At 66.2% G+C, this 24,545-nt stretch carries 20 protein-coding genes and 2 pseudogenes; 8 read left to right on the forward strand and 14 right to left on the reverse strand.

Features of this window, described 5'->3' with window-relative positions; genetic code table 11:
• Window positions 1–9 precede the first annotated feature (9 nt).
• Window positions 10–687 carry an aspartate/glutamate racemase family protein gene (locus U5A82_RS01745; RefSeq protein WP_326288163.1) on the forward strand — a complete coding sequence of 226 codons (678 nt, stop codon included), beginning with the start codon at window positions 10–12 and terminating at the stop codon, window positions 685–687.
• A 15-nt stretch (window positions 688–702) separates the two neighbouring features.
• Window positions 703–1,971, forward strand: coding sequence for an MFS transporter (locus U5A82_RS01750; protein ID WP_326288165.1), 1,269 nt, complete (start codon window positions 703–705; stop codon window positions 1,969–1,971).
• 79 nt (window positions 1,972–2,050) lie between these two features.
• Here U5A82_RS01750 and U5A82_RS01755 read toward each other — a convergent pair whose 3' ends face one another.
• The 3 genes from U5A82_RS01755 to U5A82_RS01765 form a co-directional block, all read right to left on the reverse strand.
• Window positions 2,051–3,349, reverse strand: coding sequence for a four-carbon acid sugar kinase family protein (locus U5A82_RS01755; protein WP_326288167.1), 1,299 nt, complete (start codon window positions 3,347–3,349; stop codon window positions 2,051–2,053).
• A gap of 116 nt (window positions 3,350–3,465) precedes the next feature.
• Window positions 3,466–4,734: a ribulose-bisphosphate carboxylase large subunit family protein gene (locus U5A82_RS01760; RefSeq protein ID WP_326288169.1), complete on the reverse strand. Its 1,269-nt coding sequence runs from the start codon at window positions 4,732–4,734 to the stop codon at window positions 3,466–3,468.
• Window positions 4,731–6,608 carry a beta-L-arabinofuranosidase domain-containing protein gene (locus U5A82_RS01765; protein WP_326288170.1) on the reverse strand — a complete coding sequence of 626 codons (1,878 nt, stop codon included), beginning with the start codon at window positions 6,606–6,608 and terminating at the stop codon, window positions 4,731–4,733. The genes U5A82_RS01760 and U5A82_RS01765 overlap by 4 nt, the downstream gene beginning before the upstream one ends.
• A 92-nt stretch (window positions 6,609–6,700) precedes the next feature.
• Here U5A82_RS01765 and U5A82_RS01770 point away from each other — a divergent pair, with 92 nt between their 5' ends.
• Window positions 6,701–8,770: a beta-galactosidase gene (locus U5A82_RS01770; RefSeq protein ID WP_326288171.1), complete on the forward strand. Its 2,070-nt coding sequence runs from the start codon at window positions 6,701–6,703 to the stop codon at window positions 8,768–8,770.
• A 246-nt stretch (window positions 8,771–9,016) separates the two neighbouring features.
• On the opposite strand, the gene U5A82_RS01775 is transcribed toward U5A82_RS01770, so the two are convergent.
• From U5A82_RS01775 to U5A82_RS01815, 9 genes and pseudogenes are all read right to left on the reverse strand, one after another.
• Window positions 9,017–10,069 carry a hypothetical protein gene (locus U5A82_RS01775; RefSeq protein WP_326288173.1) on the reverse strand — a complete coding sequence of 351 codons (1,053 nt, stop codon included), beginning with the start codon at window positions 10,067–10,069 and terminating at the stop codon, window positions 9,017–9,019.
• Window positions 10,070–10,130: 61 nt separating this feature from the next.
• Complete coding sequence (locus U5A82_RS01780) at window positions 10,131–10,859, reverse strand: SDR family oxidoreductase (protein ID WP_326288175.1); 729 nt, start codon at window positions 10,857–10,859, stop codon at window positions 10,131–10,133.
• Between the two features lie 24 nt (window positions 10,860–10,883).
• Entirely contained in the window at window positions 10,884–11,933 is a 1,050-nt protein-coding gene (locus U5A82_RS01785; protein WP_326288176.1) for a Gfo/Idh/MocA family protein, read from the reverse strand.
• A complete protein-coding gene (locus U5A82_RS01790; protein WP_326288177.1) occupies window positions 11,930–13,123 on the reverse strand; it encodes an ABC transporter substrate-binding protein in 1,194 nt (397 codons plus the stop codon). Before U5A82_RS01790 ends, U5A82_RS01785 begins: the two co-directional genes overlap by 4 nt.
• Window positions 13,120–14,241 (reverse strand): ABC transporter permease, encoded by a 1,122-nt coding sequence (locus U5A82_RS01795; RefSeq protein ID WP_326288179.1) that lies wholly within the window; start codon window positions 14,239–14,241, stop codon window positions 13,120–13,122. Before U5A82_RS01795 ends, U5A82_RS01790 begins: the two co-directional genes overlap by 4 nt.
• 298 nt (window positions 14,242–14,539) lie before the next feature.
• Window positions 14,540–15,724: pseudogene (locus tag U5A82_RS01800) on the reverse strand (sugar ABC transporter ATP-binding protein); the annotation flags it as partial.
• Window positions 15,725–15,863: 139 nt separating this feature from the next.
• A pseudogene (locus tag U5A82_RS01805) lies at window positions 15,864–16,739 on the reverse strand (sugar ABC transporter substrate-binding protein); the annotation flags it as partial.
• Window positions 16,740–16,743: 4 nt separating this feature from the next.
• Window positions 16,744–17,190: a MaoC family dehydratase gene (locus tag U5A82_RS01810; RefSeq protein ID WP_326288180.1), complete on the reverse strand. Its 447-nt coding sequence runs from the start codon at window positions 17,188–17,190 to the stop codon at window positions 16,744–16,746.
• The gene (locus U5A82_RS01815; protein ID WP_326288181.1) at window positions 17,187–18,362 is read right to left on the reverse strand and encodes a CaiB/BaiF CoA transferase family protein; all 1,176 of its coding nucleotides are present in this window, start codon (window positions 18,360–18,362) and stop codon (window positions 17,187–17,189) included. The genes U5A82_RS01810 and U5A82_RS01815 overlap by 4 nt, the downstream gene beginning before the upstream one ends.
• 105 nt (window positions 18,363–18,467) lie before the next feature.
• On the opposite strand from U5A82_RS01815, the gene U5A82_RS01820 reads away from it, so the two are divergent.
• Together U5A82_RS01820 and U5A82_RS01825 are read left to right on the forward strand one after the other, a co-directional pair.
• On the forward strand, window positions 18,468–19,583 hold the full coding sequence (locus tag U5A82_RS01820) for an extracellular solute-binding protein (RefSeq protein ID WP_326288183.1): 1,116 nt from the start codon (window positions 18,468–18,470) through the stop codon (window positions 19,581–19,583).
• Entirely contained in the window at window positions 19,580–20,707 is a 1,128-nt protein-coding gene (locus U5A82_RS01825) for a CaiB/BaiF CoA transferase family protein (protein WP_326288185.1), read from the forward strand. The genes U5A82_RS01820 and U5A82_RS01825 overlap by 4 nt, the downstream gene beginning before the upstream one ends.
• Before the next feature lie 460 nt (window positions 20,708–21,167).
• Here the strand turns inward: U5A82_RS01825 and U5A82_RS01830 are convergent, their stop codons facing one another.
• The gene (locus U5A82_RS01830; RefSeq protein ID WP_442802131.1) at window positions 21,168–21,500 is read right to left on the reverse strand and encodes an Lrp/AsnC family transcriptional regulator; all 333 of its coding nucleotides are present in this window, start codon (window positions 21,498–21,500) and stop codon (window positions 21,168–21,170) included.
• The gene (locus U5A82_RS21665; protein WP_442802132.1) at window positions 21,464–21,631 is read right to left on the reverse strand and encodes an AsnC family transcriptional regulator; all 168 of its coding nucleotides are present in this window, start codon (window positions 21,629–21,631) and stop codon (window positions 21,464–21,466) included. Before U5A82_RS21665 ends, U5A82_RS01830 begins: the two co-directional genes overlap by 37 nt.
• A gap of 120 nt (window positions 21,632–21,751) precedes the next feature.
• On the opposite strand from U5A82_RS21665, the gene alr reads away from it, so the two are divergent.
• The 3 genes from alr to U5A82_RS01845 are packed head-to-tail and all read left to right on the forward strand — an operon-like array spanning window position 21,752 to window position 24,496.
• Window positions 21,752–22,876: an alanine racemase gene (gene alr / locus U5A82_RS01835; protein ID WP_326288186.1), complete on the forward strand. Its 1,125-nt coding sequence runs from the start codon at window positions 21,752–21,754 to the stop codon at window positions 22,874–22,876.
• A complete protein-coding gene (locus U5A82_RS01840; protein WP_326288187.1) occupies window positions 22,873–24,129 on the forward strand; it encodes a D-amino acid dehydrogenase in 1,257 nt (418 codons plus the stop codon). Before alr ends, U5A82_RS01840 begins: the two co-directional genes overlap by 4 nt.
• A 19-nt stretch (window positions 24,130–24,148) precedes the next feature.
• Window positions 24,149–24,496: a RidA family protein gene (locus U5A82_RS01845; protein ID WP_326288188.1), complete on the forward strand. Its 348-nt coding sequence runs from the start codon at window positions 24,149–24,151 to the stop codon at window positions 24,494–24,496.
• Window positions 24,497–24,545 lie beyond the last annotated feature (49 nt).

Genomic DNA, 24,545 nt, shown 5'->3' on the forward strand with positions numbered 1-24,545 from the left:
AGAGACATCATGCAGACATTGGCCCTGCTTCATACCAGCCCGACGCTCAGTCCTCTGTTCAACGAACTGACCGCGCGGATCGTCCCCGGCGTGCGCGTCTTGCATTTCGTGGACGAAAGCCTGATCAAGAACACGATCGCCGCGGGCAAGCTGGAAAAATCCACCATGCGTCGCCTGATCGATCTGGTCGGATCGACCTTCGACGCCGGGGCCGACGCCACGCTCGTCACCTGTTCGTCGATCGGCCCGGCCGTCGATATCGCGGCGCAACTGCATGACAAGCCGGTCCTGCGCGTCGATCGCCCCATGGCGGAAAAGGCGGTCGCGGCCGCCGTGGCCGGGGGCGAGCGCGTCGGCGTCCTCGCGACCCTCTCCACCACGCTCGCCCCCACCGCCGCGCTCGTCCGCCGCGTCGCGGAGGAAGGCGGCCACCGGATCGAGATCGTCGAACATGTCTGCGAAGGCGCGTTCGACGCCGTCATGGCGGGTGACGGCGCGACCCATGATCGGATCGTCGGCGAAGCGCTCACCGGCCGGATGGCGGAGATGGACGCCATCCTCTTCGCCCAGGCGTCCATGGCCCGCGCGCTCGCCGCGCTGCCACCGGGCGCCGTCGCGGCGCCGGTCTTCACCAGCCCGGAACTGGGCGTCGAGCGCGCCCGCGATATCCTCGCCAGCCTCGCATAAAGGGAGAATAGGGGGGTGAAAAAACGTCATGCCGTCGTCGGGCTGCTCGGCATCCTGTCGGTCATCACCTTCCTTGATCGCATGGCGATCGCGGTCACCGGCCCTGCCGTGCAAAAGGAACTGGGCATCACGCCCCAGCAATGGGGCTGGGTGCTGGGCGCCTATGTGATCGCCTATGCCGTGTTCGAAGTGCCGTCCGGCGCGCTGGGCGACAAACATGGCTATCGCAAGGAACTGACGCGGATCACGCTCTGGTGGTCCTTCTTCACCGCCGCCACCGCGTTCGCGCGCAATTTCTGGCAGTTGGCCGGCGCGCGCTTCCTCTTCGGCCTCGGCGCGGCCGGGGCCTATCCCAATATGTCGGGCGTCCTCTACCGCTGGCTTCCCGCGCGCGAAAGGGCGCGGGGGCAGGGCGTGATCTGGGCCGCCAGTCGCCTCGGCGGCGCGCTTGCCCCGCTGCTGCTGGTGCCGCTACAGGCGCAGTTTGGCTGGCGCGCGGTTTTCCTGGCACTGGGCATCATCGGCCTGGGCTGGGCGCTCGCCTGGCGCGCCTTCTATCACGACCGCCCGTCGCAACAGCCGGGCATCACCCCGCAGGAAGTGGCCGAAATCGGCAGCGACGACCGCGTGGGCCATAGCGGCACCCCCTGGCGCAAGCTCCTCTCCCTGCCGCAACTGTGGCTGATCGCGCTCGCCTATTGCTTCTATGCCTTTGGCAGCTGGTTCTTCTTCAACTGGTTCCCCACCTGGCTGGTCAATGGCGCGCATTTCAGCGTGGCCGAAATGGGACTGTACGGCTCCATCCCCTTCCTGCTCGGCATCGTCGCCAATCTGGCGGGTGGGGTGCTCTGCGATCGGCTGGCCGACCGCATCGGCATCCGCAAGGCCTATAGCCGCATCGCCAGCGCCTGCCTCACCATCACGGCCATCCTGCTGGTGCTGATGAGCCTCGCCACCAGCAAGATCCTGATCGTGATATTGGCGGGCGCGGCCTTCGGCGTCATGGACCTGATGCTGCCCTCCGCCTGGGCGATGTGCATGTCGATCGGTGGCCGTTACGGCGGCACCGCGAGCGGCGTCATGAACACGGCGGGCAATCTGGGCGGCTTCGTCTGCACGGTGGTGATCGGCTATATGATCGGCACGACCGGCAACTACAGTCTGCCGGTGCAGGGCGTGGCGCTCATGGTGCTGATCGCGGCTATACTGTTCTCCCGGATCGACTGCACCAAGGGCTTCGACCAGAAGAGCGGACCTGCGGCGGAACCGGTGGTGACGATCTGAAGCGAAAACCCAACCCCCGTTCGGGCTGAGCCTGTCGACGCCCTTCGCTTTTCTTCCCAGATCGCGGGGCAGGGCAGCCCTATCCCCCGCGCCGCACCGTCTCGAAAAAGTCCGGCGCGCCCATCTGCCCGCCCTTCAACACCAGCTCCAGCCCGTCCAGTTCCGGCTCTGCACAATAGGCGCGCACCAGCGGCGCACCCCGTTCCAGCGGCGCGGCCCAGGCCAGCGCATCCAGCCCCATCTGCGCAACACCATGGCTGGACGTGTCCCCGCCCGCGAACAGGATCCGCCCGATCCCGGTCTGCCGCACCACGTCCCGACTGACCCGCCCCAGCGCCGCACCAATCGCCGCGCCTGCCGCCGGGACCTCGTCCGACAACGGCCCCTCGGCCGAATGCACCACCACCCGGCCATTGTCGCGCAGCGCTGCCACGGCCGCCTGCGTCAACCGGTCCTCTTCGCCCGGACTGCCGCCCACCAAAGCGCCGACATCCGCCGCGATCGTCGCAAACCCATCCCCGCGCGCCACGCCGATCTGCGCCGCCGTCACGGGCGAACAACTGCCACTCATCACCAGCAGTCGATCGACCGCGCCAGCGCGGGGCAGGGCGGCAGGCGGCGGCACGATCCCCTGCGCCTGCCATGCCCATATCATCGCCCGCGTGACGCCCGAACTGCCCACGGCGAAGCGGAACCGCGCGCCCTGATGCGCCAGCAAGACCTGTCCCACGGCTTGAAGGCTCGCTTCGTCCATCCCGTCGAACAGGATCGCGTCGTCGCCCTCGTCGACCGCGCGCAGGAACAGCGCCTCCGCATCCCCCGCCGCGATCCGGTCAATGGGCGCCAGCGCGATCCGCGCCTTCGTTTGCCGCGCCAGATGCAGCCGCATGTCGGCCTCGGTCATCGGCGTCACCGGATGCCGCGCCATAGTCGGATGCCGGTCGATCCGATGCACCACGCCCCCCGCCGCCGCGAACAGAGTGCCGAAGATCAGATAGCGCCCCAGATGCGGCGCGCCGATCAGGATCGGCACGATCCCGCCCAGCGCCGCCCGCCCGATCTCCAGCGCGCGCCCGATCGATCCGACCGTGGGGCTGCTGTCGAACGTGGAACAGGTCTTGTAATGCATGATCGGCGCGCCGCCCGCGCCCAGCGCCGCAAAAGCGCCCGGCAGATGCGCATCCATCCATGCGGGCGATTGGCTGCGCGCGTCGCCCGCCAGCCCGATCGCCCGCACATCGGGAAAGCGCGCCCGCAGCGCCTCGTCGGGCTGCCGCAGGAACAGGATCGCGGGCACTCCGCCTTCGGCCAATTGCTCCAGCACATCGGTCGACCCGGTAAAATCGTCGCCGTAAAAGGCGTAGAGCAGATCGGTCATGGCCATGATCCCGAAATATATCTCGTCATCCCAGCACAGGCTGGGATCTCAGGCGGCAGCGTAAAGCCCCGCAAGACCCAGCCCGCGCTGAGATGACCTAGGATAGTGAAGGCGCGTCAGCCCGCAAAGGCCGCCAGCGCATCGCGCAATTCCGGGTCCTGGCTTGCCGCCTCCGCCAGGTCGACGCCCGCCATCGCCGCGTCCCACGCCTGCCGCAGCGCGCGCACGCCCGCGCCCGGCCCACCGGGATGCGCCATGATCCCGCCGCCCGCCGCAAAGATCAGGTCGGTCGAACCCAGCGCGGCAAAGGTCGCGGGCACCTGCCGCGCCGACTGGCCGGACGAAAAGACCGGCATGATCTCGCAACCGGGATGGGGCGCAAGAAACATCGGCGTCAAACATTCGCGCGCCGACGCGATCACGCTTTCGTCGCTCTCGCAAAATTTATTGTCGATGCCGTTCACATGGGTGTGATCGATGCCCGCGAGCCGCCATAATTTCTGGAACGCGATATAGCTCATGCCGATCGCGGGCGACCGGCCCAGCATGCCCCAGCCATTGCGATGCCCATGGATCGGCAGTTGCGCATGCGCGCGCAGCATCTTCATCGCAGGCAGGCCGATGCTGTTCATGCTCGCCATGATGCAGGTGCCGCCTTCGCGCAGCACATGGTCGTGCCGCGCCAGCATCTCGTCCATGTCGCCGGTCAGGTTGGCGGCGAACATCACCTTCTTGCCGGTCCGCTCGGCATGATCATTGATGACCCGCATCACCGCGCTCACACGCGCGTCGAACGGGCAATGCGGCCCATCGGCCTGCAATTCGTCGTCCTTGATGAAGTCGACGCCCGCCTCCACCAGCCCACGCACCTGATCGGCGGTGGCCTCCGGCGACAGGCCCACGCTCGGCTTGATGATCGTCCCGATCATCGGCCGATGATAGACGCCCGCCAGCTTGCGCGTTCCCGCCACCCCGAATTGCGGCCCCTGATACCGGGTCAGGAAAGCGGGCGGCAAAGTCACGTCCACCAGCCGCAATCCGGAAAAGGCCTTCAGCTCCGACAGATTGCCGTTGATCGTCGCCAACAGATTGGGCAGCGAAACCCCGAAATTGGACAACGGCCAGGACAAGGTCACCTGCGCCCGCCGTCGCTTCCCATCGCCCCCGCCTTTGGGCAGGCCCGAGCCGGGTAGCGACGGCGTCGCGACCTCGCCCAGTTCGACCAACTGCTCGACCCGCGCCGCATGCGCTTCCCGCAATGCGTCCGTTTCGCCGGGCACGCGGACGAAGGTGCCGGTCGACTGCTCGCCCGCCATGGTCGCCGCCGCCTGGCTCAGCGGAAAGGCCGTCTCGATCTCATAGGTCGCATAAACGCGGTCCGTCATGCGCGGGCGATCTTGAAATAGGTGTTGTAACGCTCAAGCCCGACGCTGTGATAGGGCACGAACACCAGATTGCGGCCGCCCGTCTCCATCGCATAGTTGATACCAGACCCCGGCACCGGCGCCAGGGCCGACGGCAGCGGCATCGGCTGCTGCTCCAGTCCGGTCCAGGGGTTGAGGCCGACATACATCACCGCCCCGCGCATGACGGCGGCAATGTCGGGATTCCTGTCGTCGATGCTCAGCGTCCGCAGGGCTTGCGGCAGGGTCAGTTCCACGGTGTCGCCCGCCTTCCACGTCCGGTCGACCACGGCCAACGTCCCCGGCTGCACGCCCTGCGCCGCGCCGTTGACGCGTAATTGCGCGCCCTTCGCCCAGGCGGGAATGCGCAGCTTCATCGCGAAGCGCCCATTGCCCGGCGCGGTAACGACAAGGCGGGTGGTGTCCTCCGCCGGATAGCTGGTCTGCTGTTCCACCTGCACCGCACCACCGGGGCGATCCCATAGGACCGTGGACGGCGCGAACATGTTGACGACCAGCGCATCGTCGTCGTGGAAATAGAGGTTCAGCACATAATCCGCCACGCCCTGCACCAGCGTGCCCGAACAGCAGGGCCATTTCTGGTGATAATAGAGTTTCTCGGCTGCGGGACCATAGTTGGAATAATAGGGATATCCGCCGTCGCTGTCGGGCAGGCGGGTCGCCAGCATCGTGTTGTAGAGCGTCCGCTCCAGCCCGTCGCCATAGACCGGCTCGCCGGTGAAGCGCACCAGATAGCGGGCGAGCTTCATGTCGGCGAAACTGCCGCACGGCGTTTCGAAATGCGCCTTGGACGATGTCAGGCTCGCGGCGAGCTTGCCCTGGTGCAGTTCCACGAACTGCTCCTCCGGTCCCCAGCCGCCCGATGCGAAGCGCTGCGGCTCCATATAGGTCCAGGCATTGACCAATGCCTTGCGATATTTCTCGTCGCCCATGTGCAGATAGGCCTGCGCGCCCGAACTCAGCGCGATCGTGTGGCTATAGGCGTGCTTGGTCGGCAGCACGTCCTGCCCCGCCGCCAGCGGATCGAACCATTCCTTGTTCAGCAGATAATGGATCGCCATCTTGCGATATTTCTCGTCGCCCGTGATCTCGGCGACGTGGAACAGATTTTCGGGCAGCACATAGGTTTCGTCATAGGGCGGATCGACCTTGCCTACCCGATCACGCGACACGGGCGAGATATAGGGGCGGCATTTCTCGATCGTGATCGGCAGCAACGTCTTGGCCTGCTCGACCCCCGACAGGCGATAGGCGTCGATCAGGCCGACGACATATTTGTCCATCGTATAGGCGGCCCATTGGTCCTGCGCCTTGGGACCGGCATAGGGGTTCTTGGTCTTGGTGATGAACTCGCCGAAACCCTGCACCAATGCGGCGACCTTGGCATGGATCGCCTTGTCGCCGGTCGTGGCGGCGATGCGCGCCAGGCCCGACATATATTGGCCGAACGCCAGGCCGGGGACGAAGCCGTCGCGGTCATACCATCCACCCATGTCCGGGCCGGGCGCGGGCAGGCCCGCCTGCTGGCGAAAGACCTTGAGCGCCCGATCATTGTCCAACGCCAGATAATGGGCATGAATATGGTCATAATGCTGTTTGACGATGCCGCCGGTCAGCTGAACCGCGCCATAGGGAAATTCCTTGAGCACTTCCTTGCCCCGTCCGTTCGTCGCGGCGGCAAAGGCCATGCCGGACGCACCCAGCGCACCCAACGCGCCGGCCGCAGTGGTCGCGCAGGTGGCGCAATGCATGAAGCCGCGCCGCGACAGGCCCGGACCGTCCGTGGTTGCGTCCATGATCCCATGATCGTGCCCATCCTGATGCGCCTGGCTCATCCTGTCCCCGATTCTGCTTTGCTAAACTACGCTGTCTTGCGCTATGGATCGATTTAACAATATCATATGACTAATTGCAAGAGGAGGGAATGATGGTGAAGGGTTTTTGGGCGGCGTCGCTGATCTGTCTGGCCGTCGCGACCCCCGCTCTTCCTGCAAAAACGCAGACCTATCAATCCCGCGCCACCCAATTTGCGGACAAACCGGCCGTCGCCGTTGGCGTCTCCTGGTATCCCGAACAATGGCCCGAAGCGCGTTGGGACACCGACCTGACGCTCATGAAGGCGACCGGCTTCAACACCGTGCGTATCGGCGAATTCGCCTGGAGCGCGATGGAGCCGACCGAGGGCCAGTTCGACTTTAGCTGGATGGACCGCGCCATCGCCGCCGCCAAGCGCCATGGCTTCATGATCGTCATCGGCACGCCCAGCGCCGCGCCGCCCGCTTGGCTCACGCAAAAATACCCCGACACGCTGCGCGTCGATGAAAATGGCACACGCGCGGGCCATGGCGGCCGCCGCCATTTCTCCTTCGCCAGCGCGCGCTATCGCGACCTGTCCCGCCGCATCGCCGTCGAAATGGCGAAACGCTATGGCAAGGACCCGGCCGTCGTCGGCTGGCAGATCGACAATGAAGTCGGCCCGCCGTCCTTCGACCCCGAATCTATCGCCGCCTGGCACATATTCCTGAAAGCGCGCTACGGCACGATCGACAAGCTCAACCAACGCTGGACCACCCAATATTGGAGCCAGCATTATAACGATTTCGCCCAGATTCCCCTGCACGCCACCGGGCAGCAAAATCCCGGCCTGCTGCTCGATTTCAAACATTTCACCAGCGCCACCTGGACCGACTATGTCCAGAATCAGGCGCGGGCGATCCGCCCGCTGATCGACAGCCGCGCCTTCATCACCACCAACACCATGTTCTGGAACGCAGGCTTCGACCATTTCCAGATGCATCGCGATCTCGATATCGCCGCCTGGGACAATTATATTCAGGAAGGGCGGCCCGACTGGATCGCCAACGGCGCGAACCACGATCTGGTGCGCGGCTACAAGCGGCGCAATTTCTGGCTGATGGAAACGCAGCCCGGCCGCGTCGACTGGGCGTCGGTCAACCGCTCGCTCGATCCGGGGCAGACGCGCGAAATGGCGTGGCAGGCGGTGTCGCACGGCGCGGACGCGGTCCTCTACTGGCAATGGCGCTCGCCTGCCAACGGGCAGGAAGTCTATCATGGCGCGGTGCTCGGGCAGGACGGCCAACCCAACCCGATCCGCGACGAAATCGCCCGGACCGCCGGGGAACTGACCACCGCCGTACCGCTGCTGGCCGACACCCAGCCGGTGGGCAAGGTCGGCATGCTCTTTTCCTACGACAGCCGCTGGGCTATCGACCTGCAACGGCACAACAGGAATTTCGACCCGATCAAGGCGTTCACCGACACCTATCGTCCGCTGCGCACCGGGTCGCAGGGCGTGCATATCCTGTCGGCGGACGATGACCTGTCCGCCTATCCGCTCATCGTCGCGCCCAACCTCAATGTCATCACCCAGAAGCAGGCCGACCGCCTCGCCGCCTATGTCCGCGGCGGCGGCCAGCTTCTGCTCGGCGCGCGATCGGGCATGAAGGACGACGCCAACGCGCTCTGGCCCCAACGCCAGCCGGGACCGCTGGCCGACCTGCTGGGCGCACAGGTCGACCAATATTATGCGCTGGACGAAGCGGTCGGGGTGAAGGGCGCCGTCACCGGCACCGCCTCCGTCTGGGCGGAGGAGATCAAGCCGATCGCGCGCGATGTCGACGTGCTGGCCACCTACGACAATCCGAACGGCTGGCTCGACGGCAAGCCTGCGCTGGTGACGCGCAAAGTCGGGAAGGGTCGCATCACCTATCTCGGCGCATGGCTCGATCCCGCCGCGATGCAGCAACTGGCCGACCGCCTGCTGGGTGAGGCGAAGGTCGCGCCCTTGGTGCCCGGTGCCCATCCCGACCTCGAAATCAGCGAGCGGGCAGGGAAGGGCAAGCGCCTGATGATCGTCATCAACCACGGGAGCGAGGCCCGCCCGCTCACCCCACCGACCGGCGCGACATTGGCGCAAGGGCAATGGGCGAACGGCCAGATCCCCCCGCACGGCGTGGCGCTGTTTGAACTTCGCTGAACAGCCTCAATCCGTCATCCCAGCGAAGGCTGGGATCTTGGGCCATAACGCGCCAGACCCACCACGATCCCGGCGTCGACGTTGGAGCCGTGGGGGTCCGGCTCAATCTGTCCTACCCCTCATCCAGCCGCTACAATCGCTTCCACTCTTTCCGGCAACCCCCATTCTCGAAGACAGAAAATATCCTACCCCCGCAAGTTCATGTCAAAACCAGCGGGAAATGTGCGAAGTTAAGCGCGGCTTCTCTTACCAGGGCATCGACCGCGCCACGCTGATCCCGCGCACATCATGGGGCCATGTGCCGCTCACCGCGCAATAATGATGGTACAGCGCGCCCTTGGCATAGACGATCGACGGCTTGTGCGCGAATTTCTCGTCCACCGATCCCGGCGGCCCGGCGTCGACCAATATGGCGTCCACCTTGCGGAAATCGGTCAGGCTGTCCCCGACCGCCAGCAGATCCCGCGCTTTCCCATCGGTCGACAGGCCGAAATAGAACATCGCCCATTGTCCGCCATGCCGCAGCACCACCGGATCGCTGGCGAAGCGATCGTCCCACGCCCCCTTCGCTCCATTGCGCAGCAACGGGCTGGCCGGATGCCGCGTCCATGTCTTTAAGTCGCTGGATGTCGCCAGGCCCGTCTGCTCATGCCATGGCTCGCCCTTGGTCTTGGCGTTGTAGAACAGGTAATAGGTACGTCCGACCTTCATCAGATAGGGCTTGTAAAGCCCCCCTTCCTCCCACGGCGCGCCGCCATCGGGAAACAGGATCGGCGGCGTCTTTTCCCAGTGCATCAAGTCCTTGCTATAGGCCAGCCCGATCACCGCCGGCCCCGCCTCATACCCGGTGCCGGGATAGGCGTGCCAGGCGCACACATAATGGCCGTCCACCTTGATCAGCCGTCCCGGCGACATCAGGTCATTCTCGCGCAGGATCGACGCCGTCGCGATATTGTAGCGGGTGATCGGATCGTCGGGATCGCGCGCCAGGATGATCCCCTTGCGCCGCCAGTGGACCAGATCGTCGGACTCGGCCAGCCCCGTCTGATAGCCGGTCCCGTCCCAGCCGACATAGGTCATGCAGAACCGGCCCTCGTGGAAAAAGACGAACGGGCAATCGACCAGCTTCTCGTCGAACGTCCCTTTGACGCCCGATCCCGCCAGCACCAGCCGGGGATATTTATAGGGTGTGCGATAGGGCGCGATCGGGTCTTCCCCCACACCCTTCGCCAACGCGCGCTTGGTCGCCAGGCCACCCAGTCCCACCGTCGCCGCGCCGATAAAATGCCGTCGATTCACAGCCCCATCCTTCATTGGCCGGACGCCCGTTGCGCCAGCCCGCTCAGAAAAGTCGCCATCGTCAGATCGTCCAGCCGCCGTCGATATTGTGGATCTGCCCGGTCGTGTAGGTCGCGCCCGCCAGATAGACGACCAGGTCGGCGATCTCCTCGGCGCGCCCCAGCCGCCCGATCGGCTGCCGCGCGACGAAGGCGGACCGCGTCGCCGCATAATCTCCCTGCGCCGCCAGCCGGGCGTTGAGCGAGGGCGTATCCACCGTGCCGGGGCAGATGGCGTTGCACCGCACGCCCTGCGCCACATGATCCGCCGCCACCGCCTTGGTCAGGCCGATGACCGCCGCCTTGGTCACGCCATAGACGAAGCGGTTCGGCACGCCCTTCACGCTGGATGCGACCGACGCCATGTTGATGATCGCCCCGTCGCCGCGCGCGATCATGCCGGGCAGAACGGCGCGGACCATCCGCGTCATCGCCTTGACGTTCAGCGCATAGGCGAAGTCCAGATCCTCGTCCGACGCCTCCAGCACCGTGCCGCCATGCACCACCCCCGCACAGTTGAAGAGGATATCGGCCCGCCCGGTCAGGGCGGCCGCCGCATCTATGGCGTCCTTGCTCAACACGTCCAGCCGCGCCGTCTCGACCCGCTCGCCCGCCAGGTCGGCCAGCGCGCCTTCATCGATGTCCGTCGCGATGACATGCGCCCCGGCCTCCATCAGCGCCAGCACGGACGCGCGCCCGATGCCATGGGCGGCGGCGGTCACGAGGGCGGTCTTGCCCGACAGGTCGATCATATGTTTCTCCTTAAACCCTTGGCCTTAAACCCCTGGCAGCGCCGTGCCGGGCTGCATGTTGGACTGGTAACAGGCCTCGACCAGCGCCATGGTGCGCCATGCGTCCTCGACATGGGTGGCAAGCTGCGCATCCTCCCCCGCCGCGAAGCGCTGCACATTCGCCATCGGCCCGATGAACGCGTCGGGGAACCACGCACCGGTCAGCGGCACCTGTTCCCACGGACCCCCGCTCTTCGCGATCCACAATGCATCCGGCTCGCCGGTCGGATAGTCGAGCAGCAGGCCCAGCTTCACCATCGCCGCGCCCTTCGTTCCTTCGACGCGGAACGACGCATCCTGAAACTGCCGTCCGAAATCATGATGATGGTTGATCGACAGCGTCACCCGCAACGTCGACCCATAATCCAGTATCGCGCTGGTCCGCGTATCCGCCAGGACACTGGATGGATGCCCATAACTGCGCGCGAACACCCCCTTGGGATCGCCGACCAGCGCCCGGATCATGTCCAGATAATGGATCGAATGGGACACGATCTCCACCCGCGCATTGTCGTTGAGATGCGGAAAGAGATGCCAGGGCGTCACCAGATTGAGATGCACCTCGATTTCCACCAGTTCGCCCAGATCGCCGCGCGCCACGGCGTCCGCCACCGCCAGCATCATCGGCGCATAACGTAATTGGAAATTGACCGCCGCGATCAGGCCACGTGCCCGGCACATCGCCCGGATCGCGCTCGCCTCCTCCAAATTCAGCCCCATCGGCTTTTGCAGCAGCACGCTTGCTCCTTCGGGCAAGGCCGCCAATATCGCCCGATGCGCGACCGGCGGCGCGGCGACATCGAACACGGCGTCCTGCGCGGCGGCCTCGTCCAACGACCTGAACACGCGCGGAATGTCCCACGCCTCCGCCAACGCCTTCGCCCGCCCTGCATCGGTGTCGAACAGCCCGGCCACGGCAAAACCCGCCTTGCGATAGGCGGGCAGATGCGCGTCCTTCACGATCCCGCCCGCGCCGATGATGACGATGGGCCGGGGAGCGGACGGCATCGCCCAGCTTTGCCGCAGCGCCCTCACAGGATCGCCTCCGCCGCAGTTTGCGCCTGCGCCAGCAATGCGCCGGTCGGCACGTCGCTGGTCATCGCCTTGCCCAGCATATCGTCCACCACATGACTGATCGCGGCCAGATGCGGCGTCGGCGGCATCGTGCGGGCATGCGCATGCAGCCAGTCGAGCTTGTGATAATAGGGGATCGTCGCATTGATGTCCGGATCGTTCCAGCTCGACCGCCGCACCCCGATAGCGCCCTCCGTCGTGGTCAGCTTGTCCATCGGCGCGCTCGCCAGATGGCGCAGGAAATTCCAGGCCAGCGCCTTGTTGCGCGATCCCGACCCGATCCCCAGCACCCAGAAGACGTTCAGCGACACGCTCGTCCCGCCGGGGCCGGCGGGCAGGGGGGCAACGTCGACCAGGCCGCGAACCTTGCTGTCCTCCGCCGTATCGGCATAGGCGGCAAAGCCGAACCAGTTCGCCATCATCGCGACCTTGCCCTGCGCGAACAACATGCCCGACGCCACGCTGTCCGTCTCGCGCGCACCCGGGGCGACCGCGCGCGCATCCCCCGCCAGCGCCCGCAGATAGTCCAGCGCCGCATGGGCCTGCGTTGACAGGAAATCCGGCCGTCCCCCTGCATCGAACGGCTCGCCGCCGCGCGACCAGATATGGATGCAGAAATCGTAGAATCCGTTATGCCCATCGGGAAACTGCGCCAGCACCGTGCCGTAGCGTTCCTCTTCCGGCCGATGCAGCACACGGGCGGCGGTATGAAAATCCGCCCATGTCTGCGGCACGGCCAATCCCGCCTCGGCCAGCAGATCCTTGCGATAGACCAGGCATTCCGGCCCGTCATGGTAGGGCATCCCCCAATAGCCCCCGGCAAAGTGCTGCATCGTCGTCAACGACGGCGACCAGGCGTTGGGAAAATCGGCGATCGGCGCGCGCGCCATGAGTGGCGTCAGATCCTCCAGCAGCCCTTCGCCTTGCGCCTGCGCCAGCCAGTCGGTCGCCATGAAGGCGATGTCCCATTCGCCGGTCGCCAGTCCCCGCCGCGCGATGATCGCGTCATGCAGCGGATTGAGGTCCATCGCGACCGGCTCGATATCGGCCTCTATCCCGGCGGTCGCGCGGAAATCCGCGAACTGCTTGACGATGGCGCTCTCGAACGGCCCGAACCGCCGTACCGCAATGCGCAGGGTGGGCCTGCTCATGCCGCGCCTCCCTTGGGCCGCCGCGCCCGTCCTGCGCCCACCGTATAGATGGCCGCCGCCGCGATCACGACCACGCCCTCGATCAGCCCCTGATAATTGGCGCCCAGATTGAGGATGTTGAATCCATTGGTCAGCGTGAACAGCAGCAGCGCGCCGACCACCGTCTTCACCACGCTCCCGGCCCCGCCGAACAGCGATGTGCCGCCCAATATCGCTGCGGCGATCACCGTCAGTTCCGCCCCCTGCAAGGCGGTCGGATTGATCGCGCCCAGTCGGCAGGCGAAGAGGATACCGGCAAAGCCCGCTGCCACGCTCGACAGGACGAACGCGCCGATCCGATAGGCGTTGACGTTGATGCCCGACAGCCGCGCCGCCTCCGCATTGCCGCCGACTGCATAGACCCGCCGCCCGACCACGGTGAAGCGCAGCACGAACCCGATGACGCCCGCAAAGATCGCCAGATAGACAACCGGCGCGGCGACGCTCACCTCACGCCCCGCCAGCAGCGCGCCGACGACCAGGGCAACGCCGCCGATCGCAGACGGCGTCCGCCGCCATGTCGCCGCCAGTCCCAGCAAGCCCAGCCCCACGACCAGCATCGGCCAGAACAGCGGCATCCGCCCGCTTTCGAACGCCAGCATCTGCGCCAGCACATCGGGCCGGTCCACCATCAGCGATCGGCCGTCCGTCAGGATCAGCACCAGCCCGCGCACCGCCGTCAGCGTCCCCAGCGTCACGATGAACGCGTTGATCCCGACAAACTGCACGATCGCGCCATTGAGCAGCCCGATTGCGCCCGCCGTACATAGCGCCGCAACCGCCGCCGCCGGAAAGCCGATCTGCCCGGCCAGCGCGATCAGCACGGCCGCGGCAAGGGCGGCCACCGACGCCACCGACAGGTCGAACGCGCCGGTGATCAGCATCACCGTCATGGCGACCCCCATGATGCCGACCAGCGACGCCTGATAGGCGATGTTCCCCAGATTCTGCCCCGAAATATAGGGCGGCAGGCCCCGGCTGGCCGCGATCCCCGCCAGCACCGCGACCAGCAGCGCCAGCGCATAATAGACGCCCGCCTCGCGCAGGCCGAAAATGCGCCGCATAGTCTGCGCGTTCATGCGGATACTCCTTGGGAAACATCCGCCCGGCTTCCCCGGCGGCCAGAATGAGGTCGGTCTTGCTGATCTGCGCCGGATCGACCTGCGTCACCACGCGCCCGTCGCGCATCACCAGGATGCGATCGCAAATGGCGATCAGTTCCTCGAACTCGGACGACACCAGCAGGACCGGCAATCCGTCGTCGGCCAGCGCGCGCACCAGCCGCAGGATGTCGGTCCGCGCGCCGATGTCGATGCCTGCGGTCGGCTCGTCCAGCATCAGCACACGGGTCCGGGCTTTCAGCCATTTGGCGATCACCACCTTCTGCGCATTGCCGCCCGACAGTTCCGATGGCAGCGCATCGACGCCCGGCGTCTTGATCGACAGGCGTTCGATCGCCGCCTGCGCTTCCGCGCGCTCCCGATCCTGGGCCCGCAACAGCCCCAGATCGTCGCCCAGCGCGATATTGTCGCTGATCGACAACAACGGCGCATAGCCCTGTTTCGCCCGATCCTCCGGCACCAGCGCCAACCCGGCCATCACCGCCTCGTCGGTCCGCCGCGCCACCGGCTGTCCATTCAGCAGGACCACCCCACGCGCCTGCCGGTCCGCGCCGAAAATCGCATGCAACAATGCACTGCGCCCCGACCCCAGCAGCCCGGCGATCCCGACGATCTCGCCCGTCCGCACCGTCAGGTCGGTCGGCGCCAATCCGGCAGACGCCAATCCCCGCACCTCCAGCACGGCCTCGCCAAAGTGCCGGTCCCGCCCATCGCGATGCAGCGCCGCGACCGATCGTCCGGCAATGGCGTCGGCGATATCCGTTTCGGTAAGGTCCGCCGTGCGCGCGTCCAGCACCGCCCGTCCATCGCGCAGCACAGTCACGCTGTCGGTCAGCGCCACGATCTCGTCGATGAAATGCGAAATGAACAGCACCGTCCGCCCCTCCGCCTTCAGTCGCCGGATCGTCGCATAAACAGTGTCCCGCTCATGCCCGGCCAGCGATGCGGTCGGTTCGTCCATGATGATCAGTTGCGCGTCCGCCGTCAGCGCGGCCACGATGGCGATCATCTGCCGCTTGCCGATGGGCAGATCCTCGACCAGCGCATCCAGCGGGAAGGGATCGCCCAGATCGGCGACGATCGCCTGCACCTTCGCCCGCACCGCCCGGTCGTTGCGCCATAGTCCGCCAGCATCCAGCAGGATATTCTCCATCGCCGACAGCGTCGGCACCAGCGGGACATGCTGATAGAGGGTCGCGATTCCCGCCGCTCTCGGCGCGGCCGGACCGGTCCAGGCGCGCGGCTCGCCCCGCCATGCGATCGCCCCGCCACTGGGCTGCAACGCGCCTGCCAATATCTTGATCAGTGTCGATTTGCCTGCGCCGTTCGCGCCCAGCAGGCCATGCACCGTCCCGGCCTCGATCGACAGATCCACGCCCTTCAGCGCCGTGGTGCCGTTGGGAAAGGTCTTCGCAATCCCCTCTAGTGCCAGGACAGGCATCACCACTGCCCCACGCACGCATCGACATTGGTCCGCGTAACGGCAGGAATGGGATAGGTCTGGAAGCGCGCGCCTGCTTTCCCCCTTGCGCCGCGCGATGCAGCGCCGCGAACGCCAGCGCGCCGAGCGCCTCGGGCTTGAAACAGACCGTGCCGTCCACCGCCCCCGCCTTGATCGACGCGATGGCCAGCCGCGATCCGCCCACGCCGATCAGCCGCGCTTTTGATCCCGCTGCCCGCACCGCCCGCGCGCAGCCGACCACCATGTCGTCGGCTTCGTTGAAGAACAGGTCGACCTGCGGCTGCGCGCTCAAAATATTCTGGCACGCCGCCTCACCTCCTTCGGCCGACCAGTTGCCCGGCTGCGACGCCACGATCCGATAGCGCACGCCCGCCGCGTCCAATGCCCGCATAAAGCCCCGCGCGCGCTGTTCGACTTCGGGATAGCCCGCTGCGCCCTCGATCACGGCGATCCGCGCCGCGCGCGCCTTGGGCAACAAGGTCGCCGCCAGTCGCCCGGCCGCTTCGCCCGCCGTCACCTCATCCTGCGATACCAGCGCGGTCAGCCCGGGATAGACGTCGCGCACGTCGCGCGTGCGCGGATCGCCGATCAGCGCCGCCACCGACGCTACCGCTATGCCACGCCGCCCGATCCGGTCGACCCAGCCCTGCGCCACCATGCTGTCGATCGGCATGATCGCGATGCCCTTGACCTGTTGCGCGACCAGATCGTCGATATCATTGGCCTGTTTCTGCACGCCGCCCTTCGCGTCCAGCACCACCGCGACGGCGCCCGCTTGCGCCGCCGCGTCGCTGAATCCCTTGGCGATGGCCGCCGCGAAGGGATAGCTCAGCCCCACGGTCGACAACCCATAGCGATCGCCGCCCACAGGCAGGGCAGGGGCGGGCGACCGTCCCGCCATGACCGCCTGCCGCACACTCAGCAGGGAAGCCGCCGCAACCAGCACGGTCACGATCGACAATCCGGTCAAGATATGGCGGCTGCGCAGGATCATGGGTTCAGGCGTGCCGCCGCGTCACCAGATAGAGATGCTCGCACGCCAGCACGGTTTCGTCGCGCTGGTTGCGGATGTCGACCGCTTCGGTGACGATGCCATGGCCGGCGCGTTTGGGATGATCGCGCATGTCGGCGATGCGGGTGATGGTGCGGATCGTGTCGCCGATATGCACCGGCCGGATGAAGCGCAGCCGGTCATAGCCGTACGACATGGCGTGCGGATTGATGGTCGTCGCGGTCAGGCCGATGCCGATGCTGAATATCAACGTGCCATGGGCGATACGCTGCCCGAAATCCTGCGTCGCGCACCAGTGCGCGTCCATATGATGGGGGAAAAAGTCGCCGGTATGCCCGGCATGGACCACGAAGTCGGTTTCCGTGATGGTCCGGCCGAAACTCTGCCGTTCCGACCCGATGACATAGTCCTCAAAATACTGCTCGACGATCATGGGGCACCTGTCAGTTCGGATTGGATGGCGGATCTGTCCGCGCCCAGACGGGGGGCGGCCCTGTCATTCTTGATGATTTGCCCGTCGATCCGGATCGGGCAGCGGGTCAGAGCCAGCGTTTCGCCGTCGGGCGATCGCACCTGCTGCACCGCGTCCAGCGCGCCGAAGCCCGGATCGTTGGTCAGCGTCGGCCAGTCCTGCACCGGCGCGGCCCATATGCCCGCCGGTTCCAGCAGCGACAGCCAATGCGCGGTGGTGTCCGCGCGCAGATGATCGCGCAGCACGGCCTTGATCGCGTCGCGGCGGCTGAACCACTGTTCCGCCGGGAAAGCTGCCAATGCCGCACAGTCGATCAGCGCGCCCAGGCGATCCACAGGAGCCATGGCGATCGCGATATAACCGTCCGCCGTTCCATAAATGCCATAGGGCGCGGCCAGATAGAGATTGGCGTTGGCGATATCGCTCCGCTCCGGCATGGTGCCGCGTCGATTGAGATAGACCGCCAGATGCTCGAACTGCAAATCGATCGCCGTTTCGATCAGGCTGACGTCGACGCGCCCGCCTTCGCCGGTCACGCCCCGCCGCACCAGCAGCGCCAATATGCCCTGCACCAGTTGCGCACCGGCCATCATGTCGGTGATGGACAGCCCGGCGGGCACCGGCGGCCCGTCGCCATCGCCCGACAGCCAGGCGATGCCCGACAGCGATTGCACCAGCAGATCCTGCCCCGGCTTGTCGCGCCACGGACCTGTCGGCCCATAGCCGCTCACCCCGGCATAGACGATGCGCGGATGGATCGCCCGCACGTCATCCCACCCCAAGCCCAGCCGGTCCATGATGCCGGGTCGGAAATTGTGGATCAGCACATCCGCCCGCGCGATCAGTTGCTTAACCAGCGCCAGATCGTCGGCGTGCTTCAAATCGGCAGTCAGGCTTTGCTTGCCGCGATTGATCGCGTGGAACAGGGCGCTGTCCTGGTCGAACGGCAGGTCGGCCAGATACAGGCTCCGGCTTGCGTCACCACCATCGGGCCGTTCCACCTTGATGACCCGCGCGCCCAGGTCGCCCAGCCGCAGGGCGGCCGAAGGACCGGCCAGGAACTGGCTGAAATCCAGCACCGTCAGCCCGGTCAGGGGCAGCAGCGGCTTTCGATCCCTGGCATCAAACGGCAACGGACACCCTCTCCGTGATAATTATCATTTAATATGATATTTTCTCAGGCTATGGAGATGCATAGAATGAGTCAACCTAATTGTCCGACTAACTGGGGGCGCGCGATGCGAGGCATGACATGGGACCATCCGCGTGGCGTCGATCCGCTGCTGGCCGCCTCGCGCGCCTGGTACAACCGCACGGGGCAGGAAATCGTCTGGGACCGCCGCTCGCTCCAGGATTTCGAAACCTATCCGGTCGAGGAACTGGCGCGCCAATATGACCTGATCGTCATCGACCATCCCCATGTCGGACAAGTGGCCGACGCGGGATGCCTCGCGCCGCTCGATACGCTCTGCACTGCTACGGCTTTGGCGGAGATCGAGGCGGGCAGCGTCGGCCTCTCCTATCCCAGCTACCGATGGAAAGGGCGTCAATGGGCGCTGCCGATCGACGCCGCGACGCAGGTGCAGGCGTGGGTGCCCGGTCGTCTGGCCGCGCCGCTGCGAAACTGGGACGATGTCGTCGCGCTCGCGCGTGCCGGTGCGCTGGCGCTGCCGCTGCGCGCGCCGCACAGCCTGATGACGCTTTTCTCGCTGTGCGGCCTGGACGCTGTGCCCCTCAATGTCGATGGTCCGCACCTCTTCCCGGCGCAGGCCGCGACCGCCTATGACCGTCTGGCGCAATTGGCCGACCTGATCGACCCGATCGCCTATGATCAAGATCCCATCGCCGTGCTGGAGGTGATGGGCAGCGCGCATTCTGCCCTTGCCGCATCGCCCTTCATCTACGGCTATGTCAGCTATGCGCAGGATGGGTTCCGCCCGACGCGCATCGCCTTCCACGATCTGCCCGTCACCGGCGCGGCCGGTCCCGCCGGTTCGGCGCTGGGCGGCACCGGCCTCGCCATTTCCGCCAGCAGCGCCTGCCTGGCGGACGCCGCCGCCTTCGCCCAATGGGTCGCCAGCGGTCCGGTCCAGACCAACCTTTTTGCGCCCTCGGGCGGCCAGCCGGGGCATGCCCAGGCCTGGGAAGATGACGGCATCAACGGCCTGACCGCCGACTTCTACCGGGCCACCCGGGCCACGCTGGATCGCGCGTGGCTCCGTCCCCGCCATACCGGCTATATGGCCTTCCAGCAGCAGGCATCCGATCGCCTGAACCAGGCGTTGCGCACGCGCGAGGATGCGGCGTCCGCGATCGTCGCCCTCAACACGCTGTTCGCCCGGAGTTTCGGATGACCGACGATCGCCCCCTCGGCGGCCTGCTTGTGCTGGACATGGCGCAATTCCTCTCCGGCCCCTCCGCCGCGCTGCGCCTGGGCGACCTTGGCGCGCGGGTGATCAAGGTCGAACGGCCCGGGGCAGGCGATATCTGTCGCAGCCTCTATCTGACGGACACCGACATAGGCGGCGATTCCACCCTGTTCCACGCCATCAACCGGAACAAGGAAAGCATCGCGCTCGACTACAGGGACGAAGCCGATCGAGACATGCTCTACCGCCTCGCCGATCGCGCCGACGTGGTGATCCAGAATTTCCGCCCCGGCGTCGCCGATCGCCTGGGCGTCGGCCCGGACCAGTTGCGCGCCCGCAACCCCCGGTTGATCGTCGGCACCATTTCGGGCTATGGCGACGATGGCCCATGGGCCGGTTGGCCGGGACAGGATCTGCTGGCGCAGGCGCTTTCCGGCGCGATGTGGCTCAGCGGCAGCGCCGAAGACGGCCCGGTCCCCTTCGGCCTGTCCATCGCCGACATGTTGTCGGGCCATTTGCTGACCGAAGGGATATTGGCCGCCTTGGTCCGTCGCGGGATCAAGGGGGTGGGCGCCCATGTCGAAACCAGCCTGCTCGAAGCGATGGTCGACCTCCAGTTCGAAGTGCTCACCACCCATCTCAACGACGGCGGCCGCCTGCCGCGCCGGGCACAGGTCCGCAACGCTCATGCCTATCTTGCCGCGCCCTATGGCGTCTATCGCACGGCGGACGGCTGGCTGGCATTAGCCATGACGCCGCTGCCCAAGCTGGCGCCCTTGCTCGACGTCGCCCTGGATGGCGACGCCTTCATCGACCGGGATCGGCTCCAGTCCGTGATCGCGCACCGGATCGCGCAGCAGGATACGGCCAGCTGGCTCGTCCTTCTACGCGCGCAGGACATCTGGTGCGCGGAGATATTGCACTGGCCCGACCTCCTGGCGTCGGAGGCATTCCGCCGCCTCGACCTGCTGCAAACCATTCCCTCGCGCGACAGGCCGGTGGTGACGACCAGAAGCGCGATCCGGATCGACGGTCGCCGGTCAGACCGCCCCGCCGGCGCGCCGCACGTCGATCAGCAGGGCAGCGCGATCAGGGCGGAATTTGCCTGACGACCGGCGCGCAGGCTGAAAGCGCACGCGCGCGCCGTCGGCTAAAAGACCCTCCACCGTTGCTCGACACGCGTCCGGAAATCGATAGCGATCTTGGGTGTGACCGGTCGGAAATACAGGGCGGCCCGACCGGTAACGCACCGTGCGCCCTTGGCAAAGCGCCGCATACGGTGGACTATCGCCGCTCCACAAACGATCATCATGGAGGCCAGTTCATGACCATCGAAACCAGATTGCAGACGCTTAAATCGCGTCTTTCCGCAATATTGAACGATGACCTGCGCTACGCCGTGGCGGAAAAATCCGCGATCTCGGCTATATCGACCTGCGCGATTTCTTCCAGGCCAGGCCGGTTCCGGCGCATGTCACCGCGCTGGAAAAAATGCTGGGCGCACCGGCCTGAACGGACGGCCTGAACGGACGGGCGGTCAGTCTCTGACCGCCCGTTCCTCTCCTCCCACTAAGCCTTGCCGCGCCGCGGACGCAGCCCATCGCGCATCGCGATATTGGAATTGATCCGCGTTACCCCGGGCAGGCGCGACAAAATCTCGCTATGCAGCCGCTCATAGGCGTCGACGCTGTCCGCCTCCACGCGCAGCCAATAATCGACCGCGCCGGTCATCAGGAAGCATTCGCGTATCTCGGGACATTGCCGCACCGCATGCTCGAAACGCGCGAGATAATCCTCCGTCTGGCGATCCAGCGTCACCTGCACCAGAACATTGACCATCGCGCTGTCGTCGCGCCCGCCTGCGATCAGGGTGTAGCCGCGAATATAGCCCCGCGCTTCCAACTGCCTGATGCGCCGGTGGCAGGCGGAGGGGACAGGCCGACCTCCACTGCTATGTCGGCGTTGGACCGACGCGCATTGAGTTTCAGCAGGCGCAGGATAGCGCGATCGGGATCGTCGAGTCCATTGGTCATTCCTGCCAATCCTTAGGATGATTCTTCACATCTATGCCATAAGTAGCAAAAATCGCCCGAATTTTGCACGCCTATTCGAAGAAGCGTTGGATATCTTGGTTCTATCGGAAGGGGATCGGCATGCATTTCGGGACGGCGGCGACATTGCGCATCGATCTGGCGGCGCTGGTCGCCAATTACCAGCATATAGCGCGCCACGTGTCCCCGGCGAAAGTGGCAGGCGTAGTGAAGGCCGACGCCTATGGCCTTGGCGCGATCGCCGTGTCGCGCGCCCTGCTGGATGCCGGTTGCCGCCATTTCTTCGTGGCGCATTTGTGCGAAGCGGCGGCATTGAAACCTCACCTGCCGCCTGACGCGACCCTCTACATCCTCAATGGATTGCGTCCGGGCGCGGAGGCGGATTGCGTGGCGGTCGGCGCCGTGCCGATCCTGAACGCGCTGGCGCAGATCGATGCATGGTCCGCCATAGCGCGCGCATCGGGGCGCGATCTGCCGGGCGTCATCCAGGTCGATACCGGCATGTCGCGCCTGGGCCTGAGCATGGAGGAATTGTCGGCACTGCGCGATCGACCGGATCGGCTGACCGGAATCGATGTCCGACTGGTTATGAGCCATCTCGCCTGTGCCGACCACCCCGAAGACGAGGCCAACCGGGACCAGCGCGCACTGTTCGATGCCATCGCCCGCCAGTTTCCCGGCGTTCCGCGATCGATCGACAATTCGGGCGGTGCCCTCGCGCCCGACGTGCAGCATGGCGACATCGTACGCGCGGGCATCGCGCTCTATGGCGGCGCGCCGCATGGCGATCCCAATCCGATGCGCGCCGTCGTCGCGCTCGACGCCTATATCGTGCAGTCGCGCCGGGTGCCTGCGGGGGCAGGGGTGGGCTATGGCCTCACCCATCGCTGCACGCGCCCATCGCATATCGCCACCATCTCCGTCGGTTACGCCGATGGCTGGCCGCGCCATCTCAGCAATCGCGGCAGCGCCTATATCGGCGGCATCCGCGTGCCCGTCGTCGGCCGAGTGTCGATGGACAGCATGGCGCTCGACGTCACCGATCTGCCCGACGACCTGCTCCAGCCCGGCGCGCCGGTCGAACTGATCGGCCCGCACCAGACGATCGATGATGTCGCCGCGCAGGCGGACACCATCAGCTACGAAATATTGACCCGCCTCGGCCACCGCTACGCGCGGGACTATCTGGCCGCGCCGGTCGCAGACAAGGAAAGCGGCAGGTCATGAAGATCGTCATTCTGGGCGGCGGCGTGATCGGCGTCACGTCCGCCTGGTATCTGTCGCAGGCGGGGCACGAGGTGGTCGTGGTCGACCGCCAGACCCGCGTGGCGCAGGAAACCAGCTTCGCCAATGCGGGCGAGATTTCGCCCGGCTATGCCTCGCCCTGGGCCGCGCCCGGCATCCCGGCCAAGGCGCTGCGCTGGCTGTTCATGCAGCATGCGCCGTTGATCCTGCGGCCAAAGGTCGACATGGCCATGTTGCGCTGGCTGGTGGCGATGCTGGGCAATTGCAACGCGGCCGACTATCGCATCAACAAGGGGCGCATGGTCCGGCTGGCGGAACATAGCCGCGACCGCCTGATCGCGCTGCGCGCCGAGACGGGCATAGCCTATGACGAGCGCAGCCAGGGCACGCTCCAGCTGTTCCGCGAACAAAAGCAGCTCGACGGCATCGCCAAGGATATTGAGGTGCTGCGCGCCGACCATGTCCCTTTCGAAGTCCTCGACCGCGCAGGCTGCCTGGCCGCCGAACCGGGCCTTGCCGCCAGCGCCGCGACAATCGTGGGCGGCCTGCGCCTGCCCCAGGACGAAACGGGCGACTGTTTCAAATTTACCAACGCGCTGGCGGACATGGCCCGGGCGCGCGGCGTCCAGTTCCTGATGGGGCGTCAGATCACCGGCCTTGCGCGCGAAGCCGGACGCATCAGCCATGTCGTCACGGATCAGGGACCGGTCAGCGGCGACGCCTATCTCGTCGCCATGGGCAGCTTCTCTCCCCTGATCGTCGCGCCGCTTGGCCTGCGCCTGCCGGTCTATCCGGTGAAGGGCTATTCGATCACCGTGCCGATCGTGCGGGAGGAAGGCGCGCCCGTATCGACCCTGCTGGACGAAAGCTACAAGGTCGCGATCACACGGCTGGGCGATCGCATCCGGGTGGGCGGCATGGCCGAACTGTCGGGCTACACCAACGACCTGCCGCAGGCGCGTCGCGACACGCTGGACCATAGCGTAGGCACCTTGTTCCCGGGCGCTGGCGATCTGTCCCGCGCGACCTTCTGGAGCGGACTGCGGCCGATGACGCCGGATTCGACGCCGGTCGTGGGCGCGACCGCCATCGACAATCTGTTCCTCAACACCGGCCATGGCACGCTGGGCTGGACCATGGCCTGCGGTTCGGGCCATGTCATCGCCGACATCATCAGCGACCGCCCGCCCGCCATCGAAACCGCCGACCTGGCGCTGTCGCGCTATCGGCGCTGATCTTCCAAGGAGACAAGCCATGACCATCACCCGCATCGAAACCGGCCCGCGCATGAGCGAAGCCGTCATCCACGGCGACACCGTCTATCTCGCTGGCCAGATCGGCGCACCCGGCGAAAGCGTGACGGTGCAGACCCAGGCGGCGCTGGAAGAAATCGACCGCCTGCTGGGCCTGGCGGGCAGCAGCAAGGCGCATATCCTGCGGGCCACCATCTGGCTGGCGGACATGGCGGATTTTGCCGAAATGAACCTGGTCTGGGACGCCTGGATCGCGAGCGTACCCGCGCCGACCCGCGCCACCGGCGAAGCCAAACTGGCGACCCCGGACTATAAGGTGGAAATCATCATCACCGCCGCGCGCGCCTGATTGCGCATCGACGGCGGCATCATTCTGGCGGAACGACGATCGGCCGGTT

Source organism: Sphingobium sp. CR2-8 (genome assembly GCF_035818615.1).
In the GTDB taxonomy this organism is placed as follows: domain Bacteria; phylum Pseudomonadota; class Alphaproteobacteria; order Sphingomonadales; family Sphingomonadaceae; genus Sphingobium.